The sequence below is a fragment of the Rhizobium sp. Leaf453 genome, from assembly GCF_001425605.1.
In the GTDB taxonomy this organism is placed as follows: domain Bacteria; phylum Pseudomonadota; class Alphaproteobacteria; order Rhizobiales; family Rhizobiaceae; genus Pararhizobium.
The window spans coordinates 186,509-203,092 of record NZ_LMRG01000001.1; the positions used below are offsets into that span (position 1 = coordinate 186,509).

The window sequence follows — 16,584 nt, forward strand, 5'->3', positions numbered from 1 at the left end:
GGCCTAAGCGCGCAGCCTCGCCACCTGCGGCCCTACGACCGTCTGGAAGAGTTCGGGATCGCTGAGCGCCCGGGCCGACAGCATGGCGCCATGGACAGAGGCCATCAGAACTTGCGCCTCCCCTTCCGGATTGCTCATCCGGAATTGTCCGCGGTCCATCCCCGTCTGCAGAACCGACGTGAGCCATCCCGCCAGATTTTGGAAATGACCGCGCACGCGAGCGGCCACCACCTCCGGCAACATCTGTATCTCGGCCGCCAACATGGCGCAGACGCAGAAGGGCTGGCTGGCGTCGAGAATGCAGGCCTGCCAGTAATTCAGATAAGTCTGCAGCTGTTCCGCCGGGTCTGGTGTGCGCTGCGCCAACGCCTTCAACCCCGTTTCGGCCTGTCGCGTGTACCGCTCCACCAGCGCCAGGACGAGTTCGGCCTTGGTCGGGAAATGGTGGTGGATGCTCGCCTTGCGGATGCCGACGGCTTCGGAAATATCGGCATAGCTGAAACCGTTATAGCCGCCCGCGACAATCAGGGACTGCGCTATATCGAGTATTTTTTCGGATGTCGTTGATTCCATGTCGCTGCCTATCTCCTGGTAGGGAGGGTGTCAATTCTCTCGACATTCGCCGCCCACGATATCGTGAACAGGGCACCTGCCGTCCCGAATTGACTCCGGAATTTTGTCTACCTACTAATAGGTAGACAAATAAGGAGACTGTCATGCCTGTTCAATCCTCCCCTCAATCCAACTGGTTGAGATCCTATTATTTCACCCGCGCCGTGTTTTCGATCACATGGATCGTTGCCGCCATCCTGTTCGGTAGTCATTTCATGCTGGCTTCGATTCTTCTCGTGATCTATCCAGCCTGGGACGCCGTTGCCAATCTGGTCGATGCCCGCGTCAATGGTGGTTTAAAGGCCAATCCGTCGCAAACCCTCAACGTTTTCGTCAGCACCATCACCACACTTGCCGTCGTTCTGGCGGTCATGCGGGACACCTATGCCGTGCTCGCTGTGTTCGGTGTCTGGGCGATCTTTTCGGGCGCCCTGCAGCTCTATACCGGTGTCCGCCGGTGGCGCGCCTTTGGTGCGCAATGGGTTATGATCCTCAGCGGAGCGCAATCGGCACTAGCCGGTGGCTTCATGATCAGCCAGTCGTTTGGTGCATCTGCACCCGGCATCCTCGACATCGTTCCCTATGTCGGATTCGGTGCGTTCTACTTCTTGCTCTCCTCCATTTGGTTGACCGTTGTGGCCTATCGCCAGACAAAAGTTACCGGCTGAATGACAAGCAAGCTCATGGCGGCAGGCCCAACACAGCCTGCTGCGGCTCGTCATGGATTCGGATGCATGGCGGCAAGGAACCGCCAACCCAGCCAGATCGCCCACGCCGCAAGCAAGATCCAGATCACGATGATCGCCACAAGACCGGACCGGCTTGTCGGGCGGCCCTGCCGCGCCTCGGAGGCTGCACGATATTCCGCCATCAGATTGCCTGGGACCAGCCGCACCGCCAGAAGAATGCCGAGCGGCACGATGATGACATCATCGAGGTAACCAACCACGGGAATGAAATCGATCGGAGACAACGCATAGGCGGCCACAAAGCCGGCAACGATCTTCGCGAGAACAGGCGTCCTGTGATCCCGCGCGGCGATCCACAGCGCAACGACGTCGCGTTTGATACGCCCGTGCCCATCGCTTCGCCGAATCAAGCCATTTGTTCATGCGCCAGTCTAACGGAAAAGCGTTCAACTTTTGGGGAGGTCTTCGGGTATTACTTCAGGGCACGACGCCCGCGCCCGCCCTCAGGATAAGCCGATTGATAAAATCAAGCTTCTGAACCACCGGCGGCGAGAGTACGAAGGGGTAGCTGTCCGCCTGCCCCATGCTGCGCTGCAGGCTGTTGAGCGCGACGCTGAGCGGGATCCAGGCATCGACGAGATCCTGCGCGCTGGCGGCCCGGTAGGGGTTGAAATCCACCTCCGCCGCCATGTCCTCGTGGCGGCGCGGATCGGTCGAGAGACCGAAGGATCGGGCCGTTTCCAGCGTATCGACGATATGGAAGAAGTGCGCCCAGCATTCGGCGAAATCCTCGGCCGGATGGCAGCTGGCATAGGTGCTGATGAAGCTCGCCTGCCAGTCCGGCGGCGGCCCCTGCTCGTAATTGCGCTTCAGCGCCTCGGCGTAATCGGCACTCTCGTCGCCGAACAGGGCGCGCGCTTCGGCAAGCGTCTGGTCGTCGCGCACAAGCTGCGCCCAGTAGAAATGACCGATCTCATGACGGAAATGGCCGAGCAGCGTCCGATAGGGTTCGCCCATCGACACGCGCACGCTTTCGCGTGTCGCGTCATTGGCTTCGGCCGCGCGCAGGCTGATCAGACCATCTTCATGTCCGGTCATAGCCGGTACGACATTGCCGTTTGCATCCACTTCATCCGCAAGGAAATCGAAGACCAGCCCGCCCTGCGGATCGACATCGCGGCCGGGGCGAGGCAGGTTCCAGCGTAGCAGCGAATAGAACAGGTGCCGTTGTGCCTGGCCGATCTTCTGCCAGCGGGCCAGCCCTTCGGGATTATCGGTAACCGGGACGATGCGATTATATCGGCAGGCTTCGCAATAGATGTTGCTGTCATTGGCCGAGACGAGCCAGTTGCAGGTGTCATGCGCGGCATTGGCACAGAAGCGGACATCGGCTTGTGAGCGCGAAATGATCTGCCACAGATTATCGCCGGTCGGCGTGACCGCCTGAATGGACATGGTCTCAGGCAGGAAACCCAGCTGGAAGCCGCAGTTAATACAGACACGGTTGTCGAAATGAACCGAATTGCCGCAATTGCCGCACTGATAAAGTCTCATGGATCGTCGCCCGCCCCTATGATCACGTCACGATAGTATACTGGAATGACAATTTGACAGAGAAATGCCCGCCGGCACGGAGGCACAGCGGGCATCGGCGCAAAAATCTTCTATCCAGTTGAACCCGTCAGGACAGTCGATATGCGCACGCTGGAGCCGCGATCACGGTCTGGCCGTGATGCGGCAAACCGGATTACATGCGGTCAACCGCGCCTTTTACGGCGTCCTTGGCCTTGCCGGTGGCGGTCTGCACCTTGCCCTTGACTTCCTGGCCCTTGCCTTCGGCCTTCAGCTTGGCGCTGCCTGTGGCCTTGCCGGCCGCCTGCTTGGCTTTGCCCGCAACCTGGTTGGCCGCGCCGGAAATCTTGTCGGAAGTGCTACCCATGTCAGTCTCCTTTAAGAGGGGGAGGACAAGATCCAATCTCTTGTCCTTGCGACTGAAAAACGGGGAGCACTGCAAATTGTTCCGGAAGATTTGCAGAAAGCGATAAAAATGCCGGTTCAGGCGTGGCCGGCATCCATCGACAGCATGGCGGGCGCAACGCCCATCAATGCCAGTGCGCGATCGTACTTGTCGCCGAGATCGCGGTCGAAGATCAGTTCCTCGCTGGCCGGGCAATTCAGCCAGCCATTGTTGGCGATCTCGTTTTCGAGTTGCCCCGCACCCCAACCTGCATAGCCCAGCATCATCATCGCCTTGGACGGCCCCTCGCCGCGTGAAATGGCGCGGACGATATCCAGCGTCGCCGTAAGGCAGATGTCGTCGCTGACGGGAATGCTGGATTCGCTGAGGTAATCATCGGAATGCAGCACGAAGCCACGGCCGGTCTCGACCGGGCCTCCGGTCTGAATCTGGAAATCGCGGGTGACGCCCGGCAGCCGAATGGCCTGGGCCTGATCGATGATCTGCAGATGGAGCAGCACGTCCGGAAAGGTCAGTTGCTGGGGGCGATTGAGCACGAAGCCCATGGCGCCATCACTGGAATGGGCGCAAACGAAGATCACGGTGCGGGCGAAATTGCTGTCGAACATGCCCGGCATGGCGATCAGGAACTGACCATCGAGCAAACCGCGTTCACGTTTCTTCTGGAACGTCGCCATCATGGCTTTAGCCCTTATCGTTCGAGGTCAAATGAAAAGCGTTTCCACCCTTGTCTTTCTGGTTTTCGAGGCTTTTTATGGATCCGTTTTCTCACGTCCGTTCAAGATAAAATGATCCTTGGACAATGGCGGGCGTCTTTCAACCGTGCCCGGAAACCGATAAGCCTCGCAGCCATGAAATATCATCGCCGACTACAGAATGTGACGCATTTGGCTGTTCTGGCAAGCCTCGCAGGATATTTTTTTGCGGGCTCGATTGCCTATGCGGCAACGAGCGAATGGATCAGTTCGGAGGGCGGCGACGTGCGCATCGTCGCTGTAAGGCCGCGGCCTGACAGCAGGGTCCCCGCCATCCTTCACGACAGGGTGCCCGCCATCCTCGACATCCGACTCAAGCCGGGCTGGAAGACCTATTGGAAAGAGCCAGGCGCCAGCGGCATCCCGCCACAGGTCACCATCGGTCCGTCGAGCGGCGTCACCATTTCCGGTCTCAGCTTTCCCGCTCCCAAGACCTTTAATGAAGGCGTGGCGCGCTTCATCGGCTATGACCAGTCCGTTGCCTTCCCTATTGGACTGAGGAGCGAAACCAAGGGTGACATCACGCTCAAGGGTTCTATCTTCATCGGCATCTGCAAGGATATCTGCATCCCCGTCCAGGGCAATTTCACCGTTTCGCTGCCGGCGGACCAGGTGGAAAACCCTCTGGAACGTGCGCGAATCGAAAAGGCTTTTGAGGCCACGGGAGAAGTGTCCGCCAGCGACTTCAAACTAGAAGCTCACTGGTTCGACAAAACAACAAAACGCATGCATCTCTCGATCATCAGGCCCGGCCCGGACGAGGCCGCACCCGAAATCTTCATTTCCAGTGTCGGCAGGTTCCGGCTCGGCGAAGTAGAAAACATTGTGACAAAGAACGGTGTGACGACAGCGGAAATCCCCTACAGTGACGGTGAAATTGACCGTGGACAAATCACAGGAAGCATCAACATCGTCGTGCGTGTTGGCGAGCGCAGCATGCAGACCACGATTTTCTTTGAATGAACCAAAACTATATTTCACAACGAACCGACGTGTTCGCCTTCCCGAAAGTAGATTAGAGGAGTTCCATCATGACCATTTCTGTCGGAGACAAGCTGCCCGCCGCCACCTTCAAGGAAAAGACCGCCGACGGCCCGGTCGAAATCAGCACCGATCAGCTGTTTTCGGGCAAGAAGGTCGTACTCTTCGCTGTGCCTGGCGCATTCACGCCGACCTGCTCGCTGAACCACCTGCCCGGTTACCTGGAAAACCGCGATGCGATCCTCGCACGCGGCATCGATGACATCGCCGTCATCGCGGTCAACGACATTCACGTCATGGGCGCCTGGGCAACCTCGTCGGGCGGCATGGGCAAGATCCACTTCCTGTCCGACTGGAATGCAGCCTTCACCAAGGCGCTCGGCATGGATATCGACCTCTCCGCCGGCACGCTGGGCGTTCGCTCCAAGCGGTATTCGATGCTGGTAGAAGACGGTATCGTTAAATCGCTCAATGTTGAAGAAAGCCCCGGCCAGGCCACGGTTTCTGCCGCCGCCGCCATGCTGGAGCAGATCTGAGGACAACTGCGATCACCGGGAAGCCTCCGCGCGCTTCCCGGTGATGCTCCACCGCCCAACAATTGCAAGACAGCTCATCGACCATCGCGACTTGAAATGACAGCGTCACGCACTACAATCTAAAGTCGTCTTACAATGTCATTTCGAAAAAAACTTTGGGAGCTTCCGATGAAAGCATCTTTGTATATTGCCGCCTTTTCAGCGTCGCTTCTGGTTGCCGGACAGGCCGCTGCCAAAATCCCGCTGGTCAACGCCACCTGCCCCGGGAACATTGAGGTTCATGCCGATCAGGGCGGTCCGATCTATATCAACGGCAAGGAAGGCAAGCTGAAGGTTTTTAACGAAAACTACTACGAAGCCCATGGCAGCGGCGTCACTATATCGCTCACCATCAGCCCTGACGGCTCGGCGGATGTGTCCTACACCGGCAAGGGCGGCGCCAACGGCGTCTGCACCGTCAACTAGCGTAACGGTGCGCCCAAGCGGCTACCGCGATGACGGTGGACTGACGGAATCCAGTTCGAAGACGACCGGAGATGCTGTAATATGTCGATTGTAACGCGGTTGCGGTGGCTCGGGTCGCACGGCGAATGAGCCCCCGCGAAACCGCCCGATCGCCGGAACAGCCGAGATGGTCTCTCTTCCTCCAGCAGGTACGCGCATTCGCAACGCGTTCAACGGCGAAACCTTCGTTTTCAGCCATATGGACGAAGAGGCCGATGCCGTACAGTTTGACGTCATCCTCGAACGCGGCGGGATGCTGACGGGCACCGGACGGCAGCATTTCCATCCGCATGCCGATGAAGAATTCATCGTGCAGAGCGGGGTGCTGAAGATCATGATCGACGGCAAATGGACCCTCCTGCATCCCGGGGACAGCATTGTCGCGTCACGGGGAACGCCGCATCTCTTCCGCAATGGTCATGACGGAGAAACGCATTTTACGGCGCGCTTCACGCCCGCATGCGATTTCCTGCGGTTCTTTCTCAACATGTCGATGAGCACAACCAATCACCCCGATTGGTACGACGCGCAGGGAGAGCCGCCGCTCGTTCTGCGCGCACTGGCGTTGCATGCCTTCCATGGGCATGCCTATGGGGATGGCATCCCCGTCTGGCTTCAGAAAACGGTTTTTGCAGCGCTGGCGCCGGTTGCGCTGCTGCTCGGCTACCGGCTTTCCATGCCGCCGCTCAAAAGGCACGGGTTTGTTCGTGGAAGGCGGCGAGGCCTCACTTCCTCTTGAACGGCTCCATGCCCTTGCGTGCCAGTTCGTCGGCACGCTCGTTCTCCGGGTGGCCCGCATGGCCCTTGACCCAGTGCCAGGTCACCTTGTGGCTTCTATTAGCGGCATCGAGCGCCTGCCACAGTTCACCATTCTTCACCGGCTTCTTGTCGGCCGTCTTCCAGCCGTTCTTCTTCCAGCCGTGGATCCACTTGCTGATCCCGTCCATGACGTATTTGGAGTCGGTGTAGAGATCGACTTCGCATGGGGTTTTCAGGCTGGTCAGCGCCGTGATCGCCGCCAGAAGCTCCATGCGGTTGTTGGTGGTCTCCGCTTCGCCGCCGCAAAGTTCCTTTTCCACTTCGCCATAGCGCAGCACCGCGCCCCAACCGCCGGGGCCGGGATTGCCGGAGCACGCCCCGTCCGTGAAAATATCGACATGTTTCATCAGGCTTGAACTTTCGGCAGAGTGTCAGGCAGGAACGGCTGCGACGAGACCATATTCGGCGGCGGAGGCGACCGAGCGGTGGAACTGCAGCTTCTTCAGGTATTCCAGCGGGTCCTTCTTGACCACCAGCGCGCCGGGCGGGGTCATCAGCCAGTCGTAGAGACGGGTCAGGAAGAAGCGCAGCGCCGAGCCGCGCGCCAAGAGTGGCAGGGCCTCGATTTCCGCCCCAGTCAGCGGCCGCACGCTCTGGTAACCTGAGAGCAGCGCCATGCCCTTGGTCATGTTGAAGGCGCCGTCCTTCTCGAAGCACCAGGCGTTCAGGCAGACGGAGACATCATAGGCGAGGAAGTCGTTGCAGGCGAAGTAGAAGTCGATCAGGCCGGACAAGTCGTCGCCGAGGAAGAAGACGTTGTCGGGGAAGAGGTCCGCATGGATAACGCCCTCCGGCAGGTTTACGGGCCAGTTGGCTTCGAGGACATCGAGCTCGTGGGTGATCTCGGTCTTCAGCCCCGTCTGCACCTCGTCGGCGCGGTCTCGGGAATTGTTCCACAGCGGCCGCCAGCCACCCACCGACAGCGCGTTGGGCCTGCGGATGGCAAAGCCTTCGCCCGCCACATGCATGGCCGCCAACGCCTTGCCCACCTCGCGGCAATGATTGGCATCGGGCTTGCGCAGCCACATGCCCTCCAGGAACGAGATGACGGCGGCCGGACGGCCCGACAGATGGCCGAGAAGCTTGCCATCGGCGCGCGGCAGCGGCAGCGGGCAGGACAGGCCGCGATCGGCGAGATGATGCATCAGGCCGAGGAAGAACGGCAGGTCGTTCTGGTCCACACGCTTCTCGTACAGCGTCAGGATGTAGGCGCCCTTGGTCGTGTGCAGCAGGAAATTGGTGTTCTCGACGCCTTCAGCAATGCCCTTGTAGGACGTCAGCGTACCGACGTCATAGGCCTCCAGAAAACGGGAGAGATCGTCTTCGGTGATGTCGGTGTAAACTGCCAAGGAAAGTGCCTCTATGTGTATCGCGAGTCAGGAATCGATGAATCAACTGCCTAAAAGCCAGGACAGAAAGTTCAAGCCAGCAATCACAGCAATCGAGGCAAAAAATACAATGAAGCTTATGCCGATGCGATTCTGATCCCTGATATTTTCGGGAGTGCCCAGGGCCATGGAAACTCGCGCCTTATACATGATTTCCCTTCGACTGCTGTCGAAACCAGATTCGCCCGGCGCGCCCCAAGGATACCCGCCGCGAATAATGAGCCGAGCAAACGATAGGAAGCCGACCAAAAGGCTGCCGACCAAGGTGAGGAAGGGCAACCAAAAAGCAGATACTACCGCACAGTACCCAGCGAGCTGCCAGAACGTCAGCTCCGAAATCAGTCTCTGCCATTCACCCACACCATATCCTCCACCGTCAGCGGCACGTGGCGAAGCTCGCGGTTGACGAGGAAATTCTCGGTTTCCTCGACCGTATCCGCCAGTTCGACCACCGCGCCGAAGCGTTCGCGAAACGCCTCAATGATCTCGTTGACGATGACTTCCGGCGCGGATGCTCCGGCAGACAGGCCCACCGTAGCGACATCGGCGAAATCATCCCAGTCGATTTCCGACGCGCGCTGGACAAGCACGGATTTTTTCGCACCGGCCCGGAGCGCGACCTCGACCAGCCGCTTGGAATTCGATGAATTCGGCGCACCGACGATGATGAAATGGTCGCATCCGGGGGCAGCCTGCTTCACCGCTTCCTGGCGATTGGTGGTGGCATAGCAGATCGAATCGGCGGCGGGCGCCGTCAGGTTCGGAAAGCGCTCGTGCAGCCGCTTGATGACGCCGGCGGTGTCGTCAACCGAGAGCGTGGTCTGGGTGACGAAGCCGAGATTGTCGGGATCCGGCGGCGTGTAGACATCCGCATCCTCGACGGTTTCCACCAGCGACACCGCGCCTTCCGGCAATTGCCCCATCGTGCCGATCACTTCCGGGTGGCCGGCATGGCCGATCAGCACGACATGGCGGCCGAGCTTCTGGTGACGCATTGCCTGCTTGTGTACCTTGGAGACCAGCGGACATGTGGCATCGAGATAGAACAGGTTGCGGGCTGTGGCATCCGCAGGGACCGATTTCGGCACGCCATGGGCGGAAAACACCACCGGCTGCTTGCGATGCTCTTCCGGGATCTCGTCGAGTTCCTCGACGAAAATCGCGCCCTTAGCCTCCAGCCCTTCGACAACGTAGCGATTGTGCACGATCTCGTGCCGGACATAGACCGGCGCGCCATATTCCTTCAACGCCAGAACGACGATCTGGATCGCCCGGTCGACGCCAGCGCAAAAGCCGCGCGGTCCGCAGAGGCGAAGGGTGATCGGGGTCTTTGCCGGGGTAGAAGAAGCCATGGATCAGGAAGCCAGCACAGTCAAAAGAAGAGCGACGATCGCCGGTCCACCCTGCACCAGAAGAATGCGCGGCTTGACCGACCATGCGCCATATATAGCGGCAACGATCACGCACACAAGGAAGAACACCTTCAGTTGAAAGGCAAAATCCGTCTGAGACGCCAGAAGCGACCAGACGAGGCCGGCAGCCAGAAAACCGTTGTAGAGTCCCTGATTGGCGGCCAGAACCTTCGTCGCTTCCGCCTGTTCGGCCGACATGCGGAAGACCTTCCGTCCTGTTGGTCGGGTCCAGAGGAACATTTCCAGCACCAGAAAGCCGAGATGGAAGAGCGCCGTCAGGGCGATGAAGATGTTTGCCAGAACGCCCATACGATTCTCCCTGTTGAAGCCCGGAACTTACGTCTTCCGCCGAAAGATGAACACCCCGCTGATCACCACCAGCGTGGCGGCAAGGCCGTACCATGTCACCGCATATTGCAGATGGCTGTTCGGCAGATCGAACTGCGTCACACCGCCGATCGGCATGCCGCCCTCATGCGGCGTTGCGTCCGCATCCATGAAGAAGGGCACGACCTTGGCAGGATCGAGCCCGGCACTTGACGCCATCACGTCGAGGTCCTTCCAGTAGAAGATGTTCTTGGCGACATCGTTGTCCGGCACGGCCCAGGATGGTTTTTCCAAGAGCTTGGCGCGGGCAAGACCGGTGACGATCTGCTCGCCGGTCAACTGCCCCAGCTTGCGCATTCCCGGCTCCTTGTTCTCGAAGGGAACGAAGCCGCGGTTGACGAACAGGACCTGGCCATCCGCAAGCTGCAGCGGCGTATAGATGTAATAGCCGGTGCGCCCCTCATAGGTCGCAAAGAAATGGCGTTCCTTGTTGTTGATATAGGTGCCGCTCACCCGCATCGCGCGGTAATCGACATCCCCGCCATCCTTGGCCAACGCCTCGATTGAAGCGAGATCGGCAGGCGGCGCATGCCGGCGCGTCTCGATCTCGGACAGCAACGCTTCCTTCCAGTGCAACCGCTGGACCTGCCAGGTCCCAAGCGACAGCAGAATGGCGAGCACAGTCAAAAGCAGAACGATACCCGCGACACGGCCGAACAGCCCGCCGCCTTTTCTTGCGGACGCCTCAACCACGATCGATCTCACCCTGGCGCGCATTGTTGCGGTATTGCAGGTTGATCAGCACGCCCTTGAGCAGGCGCATCAGCACGAGACTCAGGCCGCAGGCCAGCGGTATCCAGAGCAGGAAATGCAGCCACAGCGGCGGATTGATGTTGACCTCCATCCACAGCGCCGCGCCGACGACAATGAAGCCGACGATCAGGATGACGAAGACCACGGGGCCATCGCCCGAATCGGCGAAGGCCAGATCGAGATCACAGTTGGCGCAGACCGATTTCACCTTCAGGAATCCGTCGAACAGCTTTCCCTGACCGCAGCGCGGGCAGCATCCCTGCAATCCGGCCTTCACAGGATCGACCGGCGGAAAATGGGCTGTGTCTTCGGTCATGGCTTGATCTTTCAGATTGGCCTCTTTCCGGCCTTCACATTAGAGCAGCTAGGTATCTTCCGGCCGCATTTTCGTCCAACAGAAAGGCTGCGACAAAAGGGCTCTTAAAGTTGCCAGCCAAATCTGTTCAGGAGGCACGATCCGTAACGATGGTCATTTTCAGCCCCAGCGTGGATATGATTTTATGCAGTGTTTCAAAACGCGTTTTTGAACCGCCGCGCAGTGACTTGTAGAGGCTTTCGCGGCCAAGCCCTGAGGCTTTCGCGATTTCCGTCATCCCGCGCGCTTTCGCAACGTCTCCAAGTGCCGCGATGAAAACGTCCGGATTTTCATCTTCCATGGCTGCTGCCAGATACTCGGCAATCAATTCGTCGTCGTCGAGAAATTCCGAGACATCAAAGACAGAAGTCGTCGTCATTTACGGCCCTTCTTCAGTTCATTGGCTATTTTCAACGCCGCTGCGATGTCGCGCTTCTGGCTGGATTTGTCTCCACCGATCAGCAGCAGATAGACGACATCCCCGGTTCGCTTGAAATAAACACGGTAACCAGGGCCGTAATGTATCCGCATCTCGGAAACGCCCTCGCCGACCGGCGCGCAGTCTCCCAGATTTCCATGTTCCGCTGAACGGATCCGCGCGAGAATCCTCGCTTTAGCCTTCACGTCACGCAGCGAAAAAAGCCAATCCTTGAAGACAGTGGTGGCTTCAAATATCAACATGTCTTTTGTATCTTATCGGATACATTTGGTCAATTCTCCCATCTCTCAAAGCTCTGAAATGGAAACGGCCGCATCGCTGCGGCCGTTCCGATATCCAATTTCAACCCCGAGGTCGATCAACCGTGCGCGACCGGTGCGCCCCAGCCGCCCCAGATGTAGATCGAGAAGAACAGGAACAGCCAGACGACGTCGACGAAGTGCCAGTACCAGGCGGCGGATTCGAAGCCGAAGTGCTGCTTCGGGGTGAAATCGCCCTTCAGTGCGCGCAGCAGGCAGACGATCAGGAAGATCGTTCCGACCAGAACGTGGAAGCCGTGGAAACCGGTCGCCATGAAGAAGGTCGCGCCGTAGATCGAATCCTTGAAGGCGAACGGAGCGTGGGCATATTCGTAGGCCTGCACGAAGGAGAACAGGACACCGAGCAGGACGGTCAGCGTCAGGCCGTTGATCAGGCCCTTGCGGTCGTTGTGCAGCAGCGCATGGTGCGCCCAGGTGACGGTCGTGCCCGAGAGCAGCAGGATGACGGTGTTATAGAGCGGCAGGTGCCAGGGATCGAGAACCTCGATGCCCTTCGGAGGCCATGCGCCGCCGGTAAACGCCGTACGGGTTGCCTGGATGGCTTCGCCGGGAAACAGGCTGGCGTCGAAATAGGCCCAGAACCAGGCAACGAAGAACATCACTTCCGAAGCGATGAACATGATCATGCCGTAACGCAGATGCAGCGCTACGACGCGGGTGTGATGGCCCTCATGCGCTTCCTTGATCGTATCCGCCCACCAGGCGTACATCGTGTAGAGCACCACGGCGAGACCGATGAAGAACATCCACGGATGCGCCCATTCGATACCGAACAGGTGGAGCGAACCACCCGAGAGGTAGCGCATGTAGCCGACGCCGCCGAAGGCCATGACGAACGCGCCGATCGAGGCAAGCAGCGGCCATGGGCTGGGGTCGATGATATGGTAGTCGTGGTTCTTCTGATGCGCATCGGCCATGTGGATATCCCCGATAAGTCTTTCTGTTCGTCGCTTCCGGCTTAGCCGAAAACGGTGATCTGTCAAAGTCTGTTGTCAGTTTCGACCGGCTTCGCCTTCAATGCCGCCACCGGCTTCGAAGGTTCGCGGGCGTAGAATGTATAGGAAAGCGTCAGCGTCCGGATGTCCTTGGTTTCGACCGACTTGACGATCTCCGGATCGACGAAGAACACCACCGGCATCTCCATCTCCTCGCCAGGCTGCAGCGTCGTCTCGGTGAAGCAGAAGCACTGGACCTTGTTGAAATAGGCCCCGCCCGCCATCGGCGTGACGTTGAAGACTGCCTGACCGGTCGTCGGCTTCTTCGACAGGTTTTTCGCCGTGAAACCGACCTGGACCGTTTCGCCGATCTTGACTTCGATCTGGCGTTGTACGGGCTTGAAGTCCCACGGTAGGTCGGACGCGATATTGGCGTCGAAGGTCACCTTGATCGTCTTGTCGAGAATGACATCGGACGCCTGCTCGACACGCTTGGTCGTGCCGTTATATCCGGTCACCTTGCAGAACATGTCGTAGAGCGGCACGGCAGCATAGGCCATGCCGGTCATGCCCACGACGAAGGCGACGCAGGACGCGACGATGACGCCGTTCGCTCGTTCCTTGTTGGGTCCAGACTTGCCTGCCGTCATAACCGTCGCTCCGCCTTATTGAACCATGCCGTTGCTGAACTTGATCAGCGTAACAACGTAGAAAAGGACGACGAGGCCGAAGAGAACGACGCCAAGCGCTATATTGCGGCCGCGGCGCGACTTCTTCTGGGCGGGGGTGAGTGTCACGAGATCCATCAGGCAACCTTTCCGGCAGTCAGCCACAGCGTGGTGACAAGGTGATCGATCATCAGCGCGGAGAAGATCGCGAAGAGATACAGGATCGAGAAGGCAAAGAGTTTCTTGGCCGGCAGCATGCGCTCGTCGCCTTCCGGCATGCGGTAGACACCGATCGAATACCAGATGAAGCCGAGGCCCAGCGCGGTACCGAATGCACCGTAGGCCATGCTGGCGAAGCCTGCGATCGTCGGCACCACGCCGATGATCGCGGTGAGACAGGCGTAGATGACAATCTGGGTCTTGGTGGTCGCCTCGCCACTGACATTCGGCAGCATCGGCACACCGACCGCACCGTAATCACGCATCTTGAACAGCGCCAGCGCCCAGAAATGGGCTGGGGTCCACAGGAAGGTGATCAGGAAGAGAATGATGCTTTCGATGGAGACGCCATTGGTGACGCAGGCCCAGCCGATCATCGGCGGGAATGCGCCGGCGGCGCCGCCGATAACGATGTTCTGCGGCGTCGAGCGCTTCAGCCACATCGTGTAGATCACAGCATAGAAAAAGATCGTGAAGGCGAGCAGCCCGGCCGACAGCCAGTTGATCACCAGGCCGAGGATGCAGACCGAGAAGGCCGAGAGCACGAGGCCGAAGGCCAAAGCCTCCTGCGGCAGGATCTTGCCGGCAGGAATGGGCCGTGTTGCCGTGCGTGTCATCACCGCATCGATATCGGCATCGTACCACATGTTCAGGGCACCGGAGGCTCCGGCGCCCACGGCGATACAGAGGATCGCGATAAAGCCGAGGAACGGATTGATATGCCCCGGCGCCATCACCATGCCAGCCAGCCCCGTGAAGACCACGAGCGACATCACGCGCGGCTTGAGGAGTTCAAAGAAATCGCGCGCAGACGCCTCCGAAAGGCGGACGCCTTCCTGGCCGATTGCTTCGTGATTGTCGATGACCGTCATGTCGTCTCTTTTCCGTTCAATCTCGTGAAAGAGGTAAGCTGCCGGCTTCCCTCTCAGTCGTCATCCTCGGGCTTGACCCGAGGATCCACATCCCACGGCAAGCCGGAAGATGTGGAATGGATCCTCAGGTCAGGCCCGAGGGATGACGGAGGGTGGGTGCAGGACTTGCCCGGCGAACCTTCTGCTCCGCGGTATGCGTGTTCTGTTTGTCAGGGAGCCGCCGTTACCGGCGGCTCCGACTGTCTGCGATCTTACTTGATGCGCGGCAGCTGTTCCCACTGGTGGAACGGCGGCGGCGAGGACAGCTGCCATTCCAGCGTGTTGGCACCCTCGCCCCATGGGTTGTCGCCGGCGACGCGCTTCTTGGCGAAGGCTTCGAAGACACCGAAGAGGAAGATACCAACCGCAACGGCCGAGATATAGGAACCGTACGAGGACACCATGTTCCAGCCGGCATAGGCATCCGGATAGTCGATGTAGCGGCGCGGCATGCCGGCGAGGCCGAGGAAGTGCTGCGGGAAAAACACCAGGTTCACGCCGATGAACATGACCCAGAAGTGCAGCTTGCCGATGAATTCCGAGTACATGTAGCCGGTCATCTTCGGGAACCAGTAGTACCAGGCCGCGAAGATCGCGAAGACGGCGCCGAGCGACAGGACGTAGTGGAAGTGGGCAACCACGTAGTAGGTGTCATGCAACGCACGGTCGAGGCCGGCATTTGCAAGCTGAACGCCCGTGACGCCACCGACGGTGAACAGGAAGATGAAGCCGATCGCCCAGACCATCGGCGTGGTGAAGCGGATCGAACCGCCCCACATCGTCGCGATCCATGAGAAGATCTTCACGCCGGTCGGAACCGCGATGACCATCGTCGCGAAGACGAAGTAACGCTGCGTATCAAGCGACATGCCGACCGTGTACATGTGGTGAGCCCAGACGATGAAGCCGACGGCGCCGATGGCCACCATGGCATAGGCCATGCCGAGGTAACCGAAGATCGGCTTCTTGGAGAAGGTCGAGACGATGTGGCTGACGATGCCGAAGCCGGGCAGGATCAGGATGTACACTTCCGGATGACCGAAGAACCAGAACAGGTGCTGGAACAGGATCGGGTCGCCGCCGCCTTCAGGCGCGAAGAAGGACGTGCCGAAGTTGCGGTCCGTCAGCAGCATGGTGATGCCGCCTGCCAAAACCGGCAGCGAGAGCAGCAGCAGGAAGGCGGTGATCAAAACCGACCAGGCAAACAGCGGCATCTTGTGCAGCGTCATGCCCGGAGCGCGCATGTTCAGGATCGTGGTGATGAAGTTGATCGCACCGAGGATCGACGAAGCACCGGCAATGTGCAGGCCGAGGATCACGAGATCCATGGCCGGCCCGGGCTGGCCCGAGGTCGAATAAGGCGGATAGATCGTCCACCCCCCGCCCGCACCATAGGCACCGGCCGGACCTTCGACGAACATCGACAGGAGAACCAGCAGGAAGGCCGGGATGATCAGCCAGAAGGAGATGTTGTTCATGCGCGGGAACGCCATATCAGGCGCACCGATCATGATCGGAACCATCCAGTTGGCAAAGCCGCCGATCAGCGCCGGCATGACCATGAAGAAGATCATGATGAGCGCGTGAGCCGTCGTGAAGACGTTGAACATGTGCTTGCCACCGTCGATGGCAGCATCGCCCTCGAAGCCGTAGACCATGGCAGCGAGACCGTGGAAGATCTGGATGCCCGGCTCCTGCAGCTCGGCGCGCATGAAGACCGACAGCGTGCCGCCGACGAGACCCGCGAAGATCGCGAAAATCAGGTAGAGCGTTCCGATGTCCTTGTGGTTGGTCGAGAGGAACCAGCGCTGAAAGAAGGTCAGCGGCTTGTGGGCGTGGTCGTGATCATGGTCGTGCCCGTGATCGTGGGCATGGTCATGAAGGTGATCGTGATGAGCGGATGTTCCGGCCATTGGGTTGAGC

Annotated in this window: 23 protein-coding genes and 1 pseudogene; 5 read left to right on the top strand and 19 right to left on the bottom strand. The window is 59.4% G+C overall.

The genetic code is table 11. The annotated features are described in order from the left end of the window. Positions 1-3: 3 nt before the first annotated feature. Positions 4-573: a TetR/AcrR family transcriptional regulator gene (locus tag ASG68_RS00955; protein WP_062575940.1), complete on the bottom strand. Its 570-nt coding sequence runs from the start codon at positions 571-573 to the stop codon at positions 4-6. A 143-nt stretch (positions 574-716) separates the two neighbouring features. Between ASG68_RS00955 and ASG68_RS00960 the strand changes: the two genes are divergently transcribed. Further along, positions 717-1,280 (top strand): hypothetical protein, encoded by a 564-nt coding sequence (locus ASG68_RS00960; protein ID WP_062575939.1) that lies wholly within the window; start codon positions 717-719, stop codon positions 1,278-1,280. A 50-nt stretch (positions 1,281-1,330) separates the two neighbouring features. On the opposite strand, the pseudogene ASG68_RS00965 reads toward ASG68_RS00960, so the two are convergent. The 4 genes and pseudogenes from ASG68_RS00965 to ASG68_RS00980 form a co-directional block, all read right to left on the bottom strand. Next, positions 1,331-1,724 (bottom strand): annotated as a pseudogene (locus ASG68_RS00965) (YkvA family protein). Positions 1,725-1,778: 54 nt separating this feature from the next. Beyond that, a complete protein-coding gene (locus ASG68_RS00970; protein WP_062575937.1) occupies positions 1,779-2,855 on the bottom strand; it encodes a putative zinc-binding metallopeptidase in 1,077 nt (358 codons plus the stop codon). A gap of 193 nt (positions 2,856-3,048) precedes the next feature. Then, on the bottom strand, positions 3,049-3,240 hold the full coding sequence (locus ASG68_RS00975) for a CsbD family protein (RefSeq protein ID WP_062575936.1): 192 nt from the start codon (positions 3,238-3,240) through the stop codon (positions 3,049-3,051). 116 nt (positions 3,241-3,356) lie between these two features. Next, positions 3,357-3,959 carry a YqgE/AlgH family protein gene (locus ASG68_RS00980; RefSeq protein WP_413813977.1) on the bottom strand — a complete coding sequence of 201 codons (603 nt, stop codon included), beginning with the start codon at positions 3,957-3,959 and terminating at the stop codon, positions 3,357-3,359. A 171-nt stretch (positions 3,960-4,130) separates the two neighbouring features. On the opposite strand from ASG68_RS00980, the gene ASG68_RS00985 reads away from it, so the two are divergent. The 4 genes from ASG68_RS00985 to ASG68_RS01000 all read left to right on the top strand — a co-directional run bounded on the left by ASG68_RS00985 (position 4,131) and on the right by ASG68_RS01000 (position 6,794). Further along, on the top strand, positions 4,131-4,997 hold the full coding sequence (locus ASG68_RS00985; protein ID WP_244484068.1) for a protein-disulfide reductase DsbD domain-containing protein: 867 nt from the start codon (positions 4,131-4,133) through the stop codon (positions 4,995-4,997). 68 nt (positions 4,998-5,065) lie between these two features. After that, complete coding sequence (locus ASG68_RS00990; RefSeq protein WP_062575935.1) at positions 5,066-5,551, top strand: peroxiredoxin; 486 nt, start codon at positions 5,066-5,068, stop codon at positions 5,549-5,551. Between the two features lie 168 nt (positions 5,552-5,719). Next, on the top strand, positions 5,720-6,016 hold the full coding sequence (locus tag ASG68_RS00995; protein ID WP_062575934.1) for a hypothetical protein: 297 nt from the start codon (positions 5,720-5,722) through the stop codon (positions 6,014-6,016). 238 nt (positions 6,017-6,254) lie between these two features. Then, complete coding sequence (locus ASG68_RS01000; protein ID WP_162243571.1) at positions 6,255-6,794, top strand: cupin domain-containing protein; 540 nt, start codon at positions 6,255-6,257, stop codon at positions 6,792-6,794. On the opposite strand, the gene rnhA is transcribed toward ASG68_RS01000, so the two are convergent. The 14 genes from rnhA to ctaD form a co-directional block, all read right to left on the bottom strand. Further along, a complete protein-coding gene (gene rnhA, locus ASG68_RS01005; protein ID WP_062575932.1) occupies positions 6,781-7,221 on the bottom strand; it encodes a ribonuclease HI in 441 nt (146 codons plus the stop codon). The two genes, ASG68_RS01000 and rnhA, sit on opposite strands and share 14 nt — an antisense overlap. Positions 7,222-7,245: 24 nt before the next feature. Then, positions 7,246-8,223: a homoserine kinase gene (locus tag ASG68_RS01010; RefSeq protein WP_062575931.1), complete on the bottom strand. Its 978-nt coding sequence runs from the start codon at positions 8,221-8,223 to the stop codon at positions 7,246-7,248. Between the two features lie 42 nt (positions 8,224-8,265). Continuing rightward, positions 8,266-8,622, bottom strand: coding sequence for a hypothetical protein (locus ASG68_RS01015; protein ID WP_062575930.1), 357 nt, complete (start codon positions 8,620-8,622; stop codon positions 8,266-8,268). Beyond that, a complete protein-coding gene (ispH, locus tag ASG68_RS01020; protein WP_062575929.1) occupies positions 8,601-9,614 on the bottom strand; it encodes a 4-hydroxy-3-methylbut-2-enyl diphosphate reductase in 1,014 nt (337 codons plus the stop codon). Before ispH ends, ASG68_RS01015 begins: the two co-directional genes overlap by 22 nt. A 3-nt stretch (positions 9,615-9,617) precedes the next feature. After that, positions 9,618-9,983 carry a DUF1304 domain-containing protein gene (locus ASG68_RS01025; RefSeq protein WP_062575928.1) on the bottom strand — a complete coding sequence of 122 codons (366 nt, stop codon included), beginning with the start codon at positions 9,981-9,983 and terminating at the stop codon, positions 9,618-9,620. Between the two features lie 27 nt (positions 9,984-10,010). Then, the gene (locus ASG68_RS01030; protein ID WP_082478277.1) at positions 10,011-10,778 is read right to left on the bottom strand and encodes an SURF1 family protein; all 768 of its coding nucleotides are present in this window, start codon (positions 10,776-10,778) and stop codon (positions 10,011-10,013) included. Beyond that, a complete protein-coding gene (locus tag ASG68_RS01035; RefSeq protein ID WP_062575926.1) occupies positions 10,747-11,130 on the bottom strand; it encodes a DUF983 domain-containing protein in 384 nt (127 codons plus the stop codon). The genes ASG68_RS01030 and ASG68_RS01035 overlap by 32 nt, the downstream gene beginning before the upstream one ends. A gap of 127 nt (positions 11,131-11,257) precedes the next feature. Next, entirely contained in the window at positions 11,258-11,548 is a 291-nt protein-coding gene (locus ASG68_RS01040) for an addiction module antidote protein (RefSeq protein ID WP_062575925.1), read from the bottom strand. After that, positions 11,545-11,850: a type II toxin-antitoxin system RelE/ParE family toxin gene (locus ASG68_RS01045; RefSeq protein ID WP_062575924.1), complete on the bottom strand. Its 306-nt coding sequence runs from the start codon at positions 11,848-11,850 to the stop codon at positions 11,545-11,547. Before ASG68_RS01045 ends, ASG68_RS01040 begins: the two co-directional genes overlap by 4 nt. A gap of 116 nt (positions 11,851-11,966) precedes the next feature. Further along, positions 11,967-12,845: a cytochrome c oxidase subunit 3 gene (locus ASG68_RS01050; protein WP_062575923.1), complete on the bottom strand. Its 879-nt coding sequence runs from the start codon at positions 12,843-12,845 to the stop codon at positions 11,967-11,969. A gap of 62 nt (positions 12,846-12,907) precedes the next feature. Next, positions 12,908-13,513, bottom strand: a complete 606-nt coding sequence (locus tag ASG68_RS01055; protein WP_062575922.1) for a cytochrome c oxidase assembly protein — start codon at positions 13,511-13,513, stop codon at positions 12,908-12,910. Positions 13,514-13,528: 15 nt separating this feature from the next. Beyond that, on the bottom strand, positions 13,529-13,669 hold the full coding sequence (locus ASG68_RS31045; protein ID WP_062575921.1) for a hypothetical protein: 141 nt from the start codon (positions 13,667-13,669) through the stop codon (positions 13,529-13,531). Beyond that, complete coding sequence (locus tag ASG68_RS01065; protein ID WP_062575920.1) at positions 13,669-14,622, bottom strand: heme o synthase; 954 nt, start codon at positions 14,620-14,622, stop codon at positions 13,669-13,671. Before ASG68_RS01065 ends, ASG68_RS31045 begins: the two co-directional genes overlap by 1 nt. Positions 14,623-14,873: 251 nt before the next feature. Continuing rightward, positions 14,874-16,574 carry a cytochrome c oxidase subunit I gene (gene ctaD, locus ASG68_RS01070; protein WP_062575919.1) on the bottom strand — a complete coding sequence of 567 codons (1,701 nt, stop codon included), beginning with the start codon at positions 16,572-16,574 and terminating at the stop codon, positions 14,874-14,876. Between the last annotated feature and the right edge of the window lie 10 nt (positions 16,575-16,584).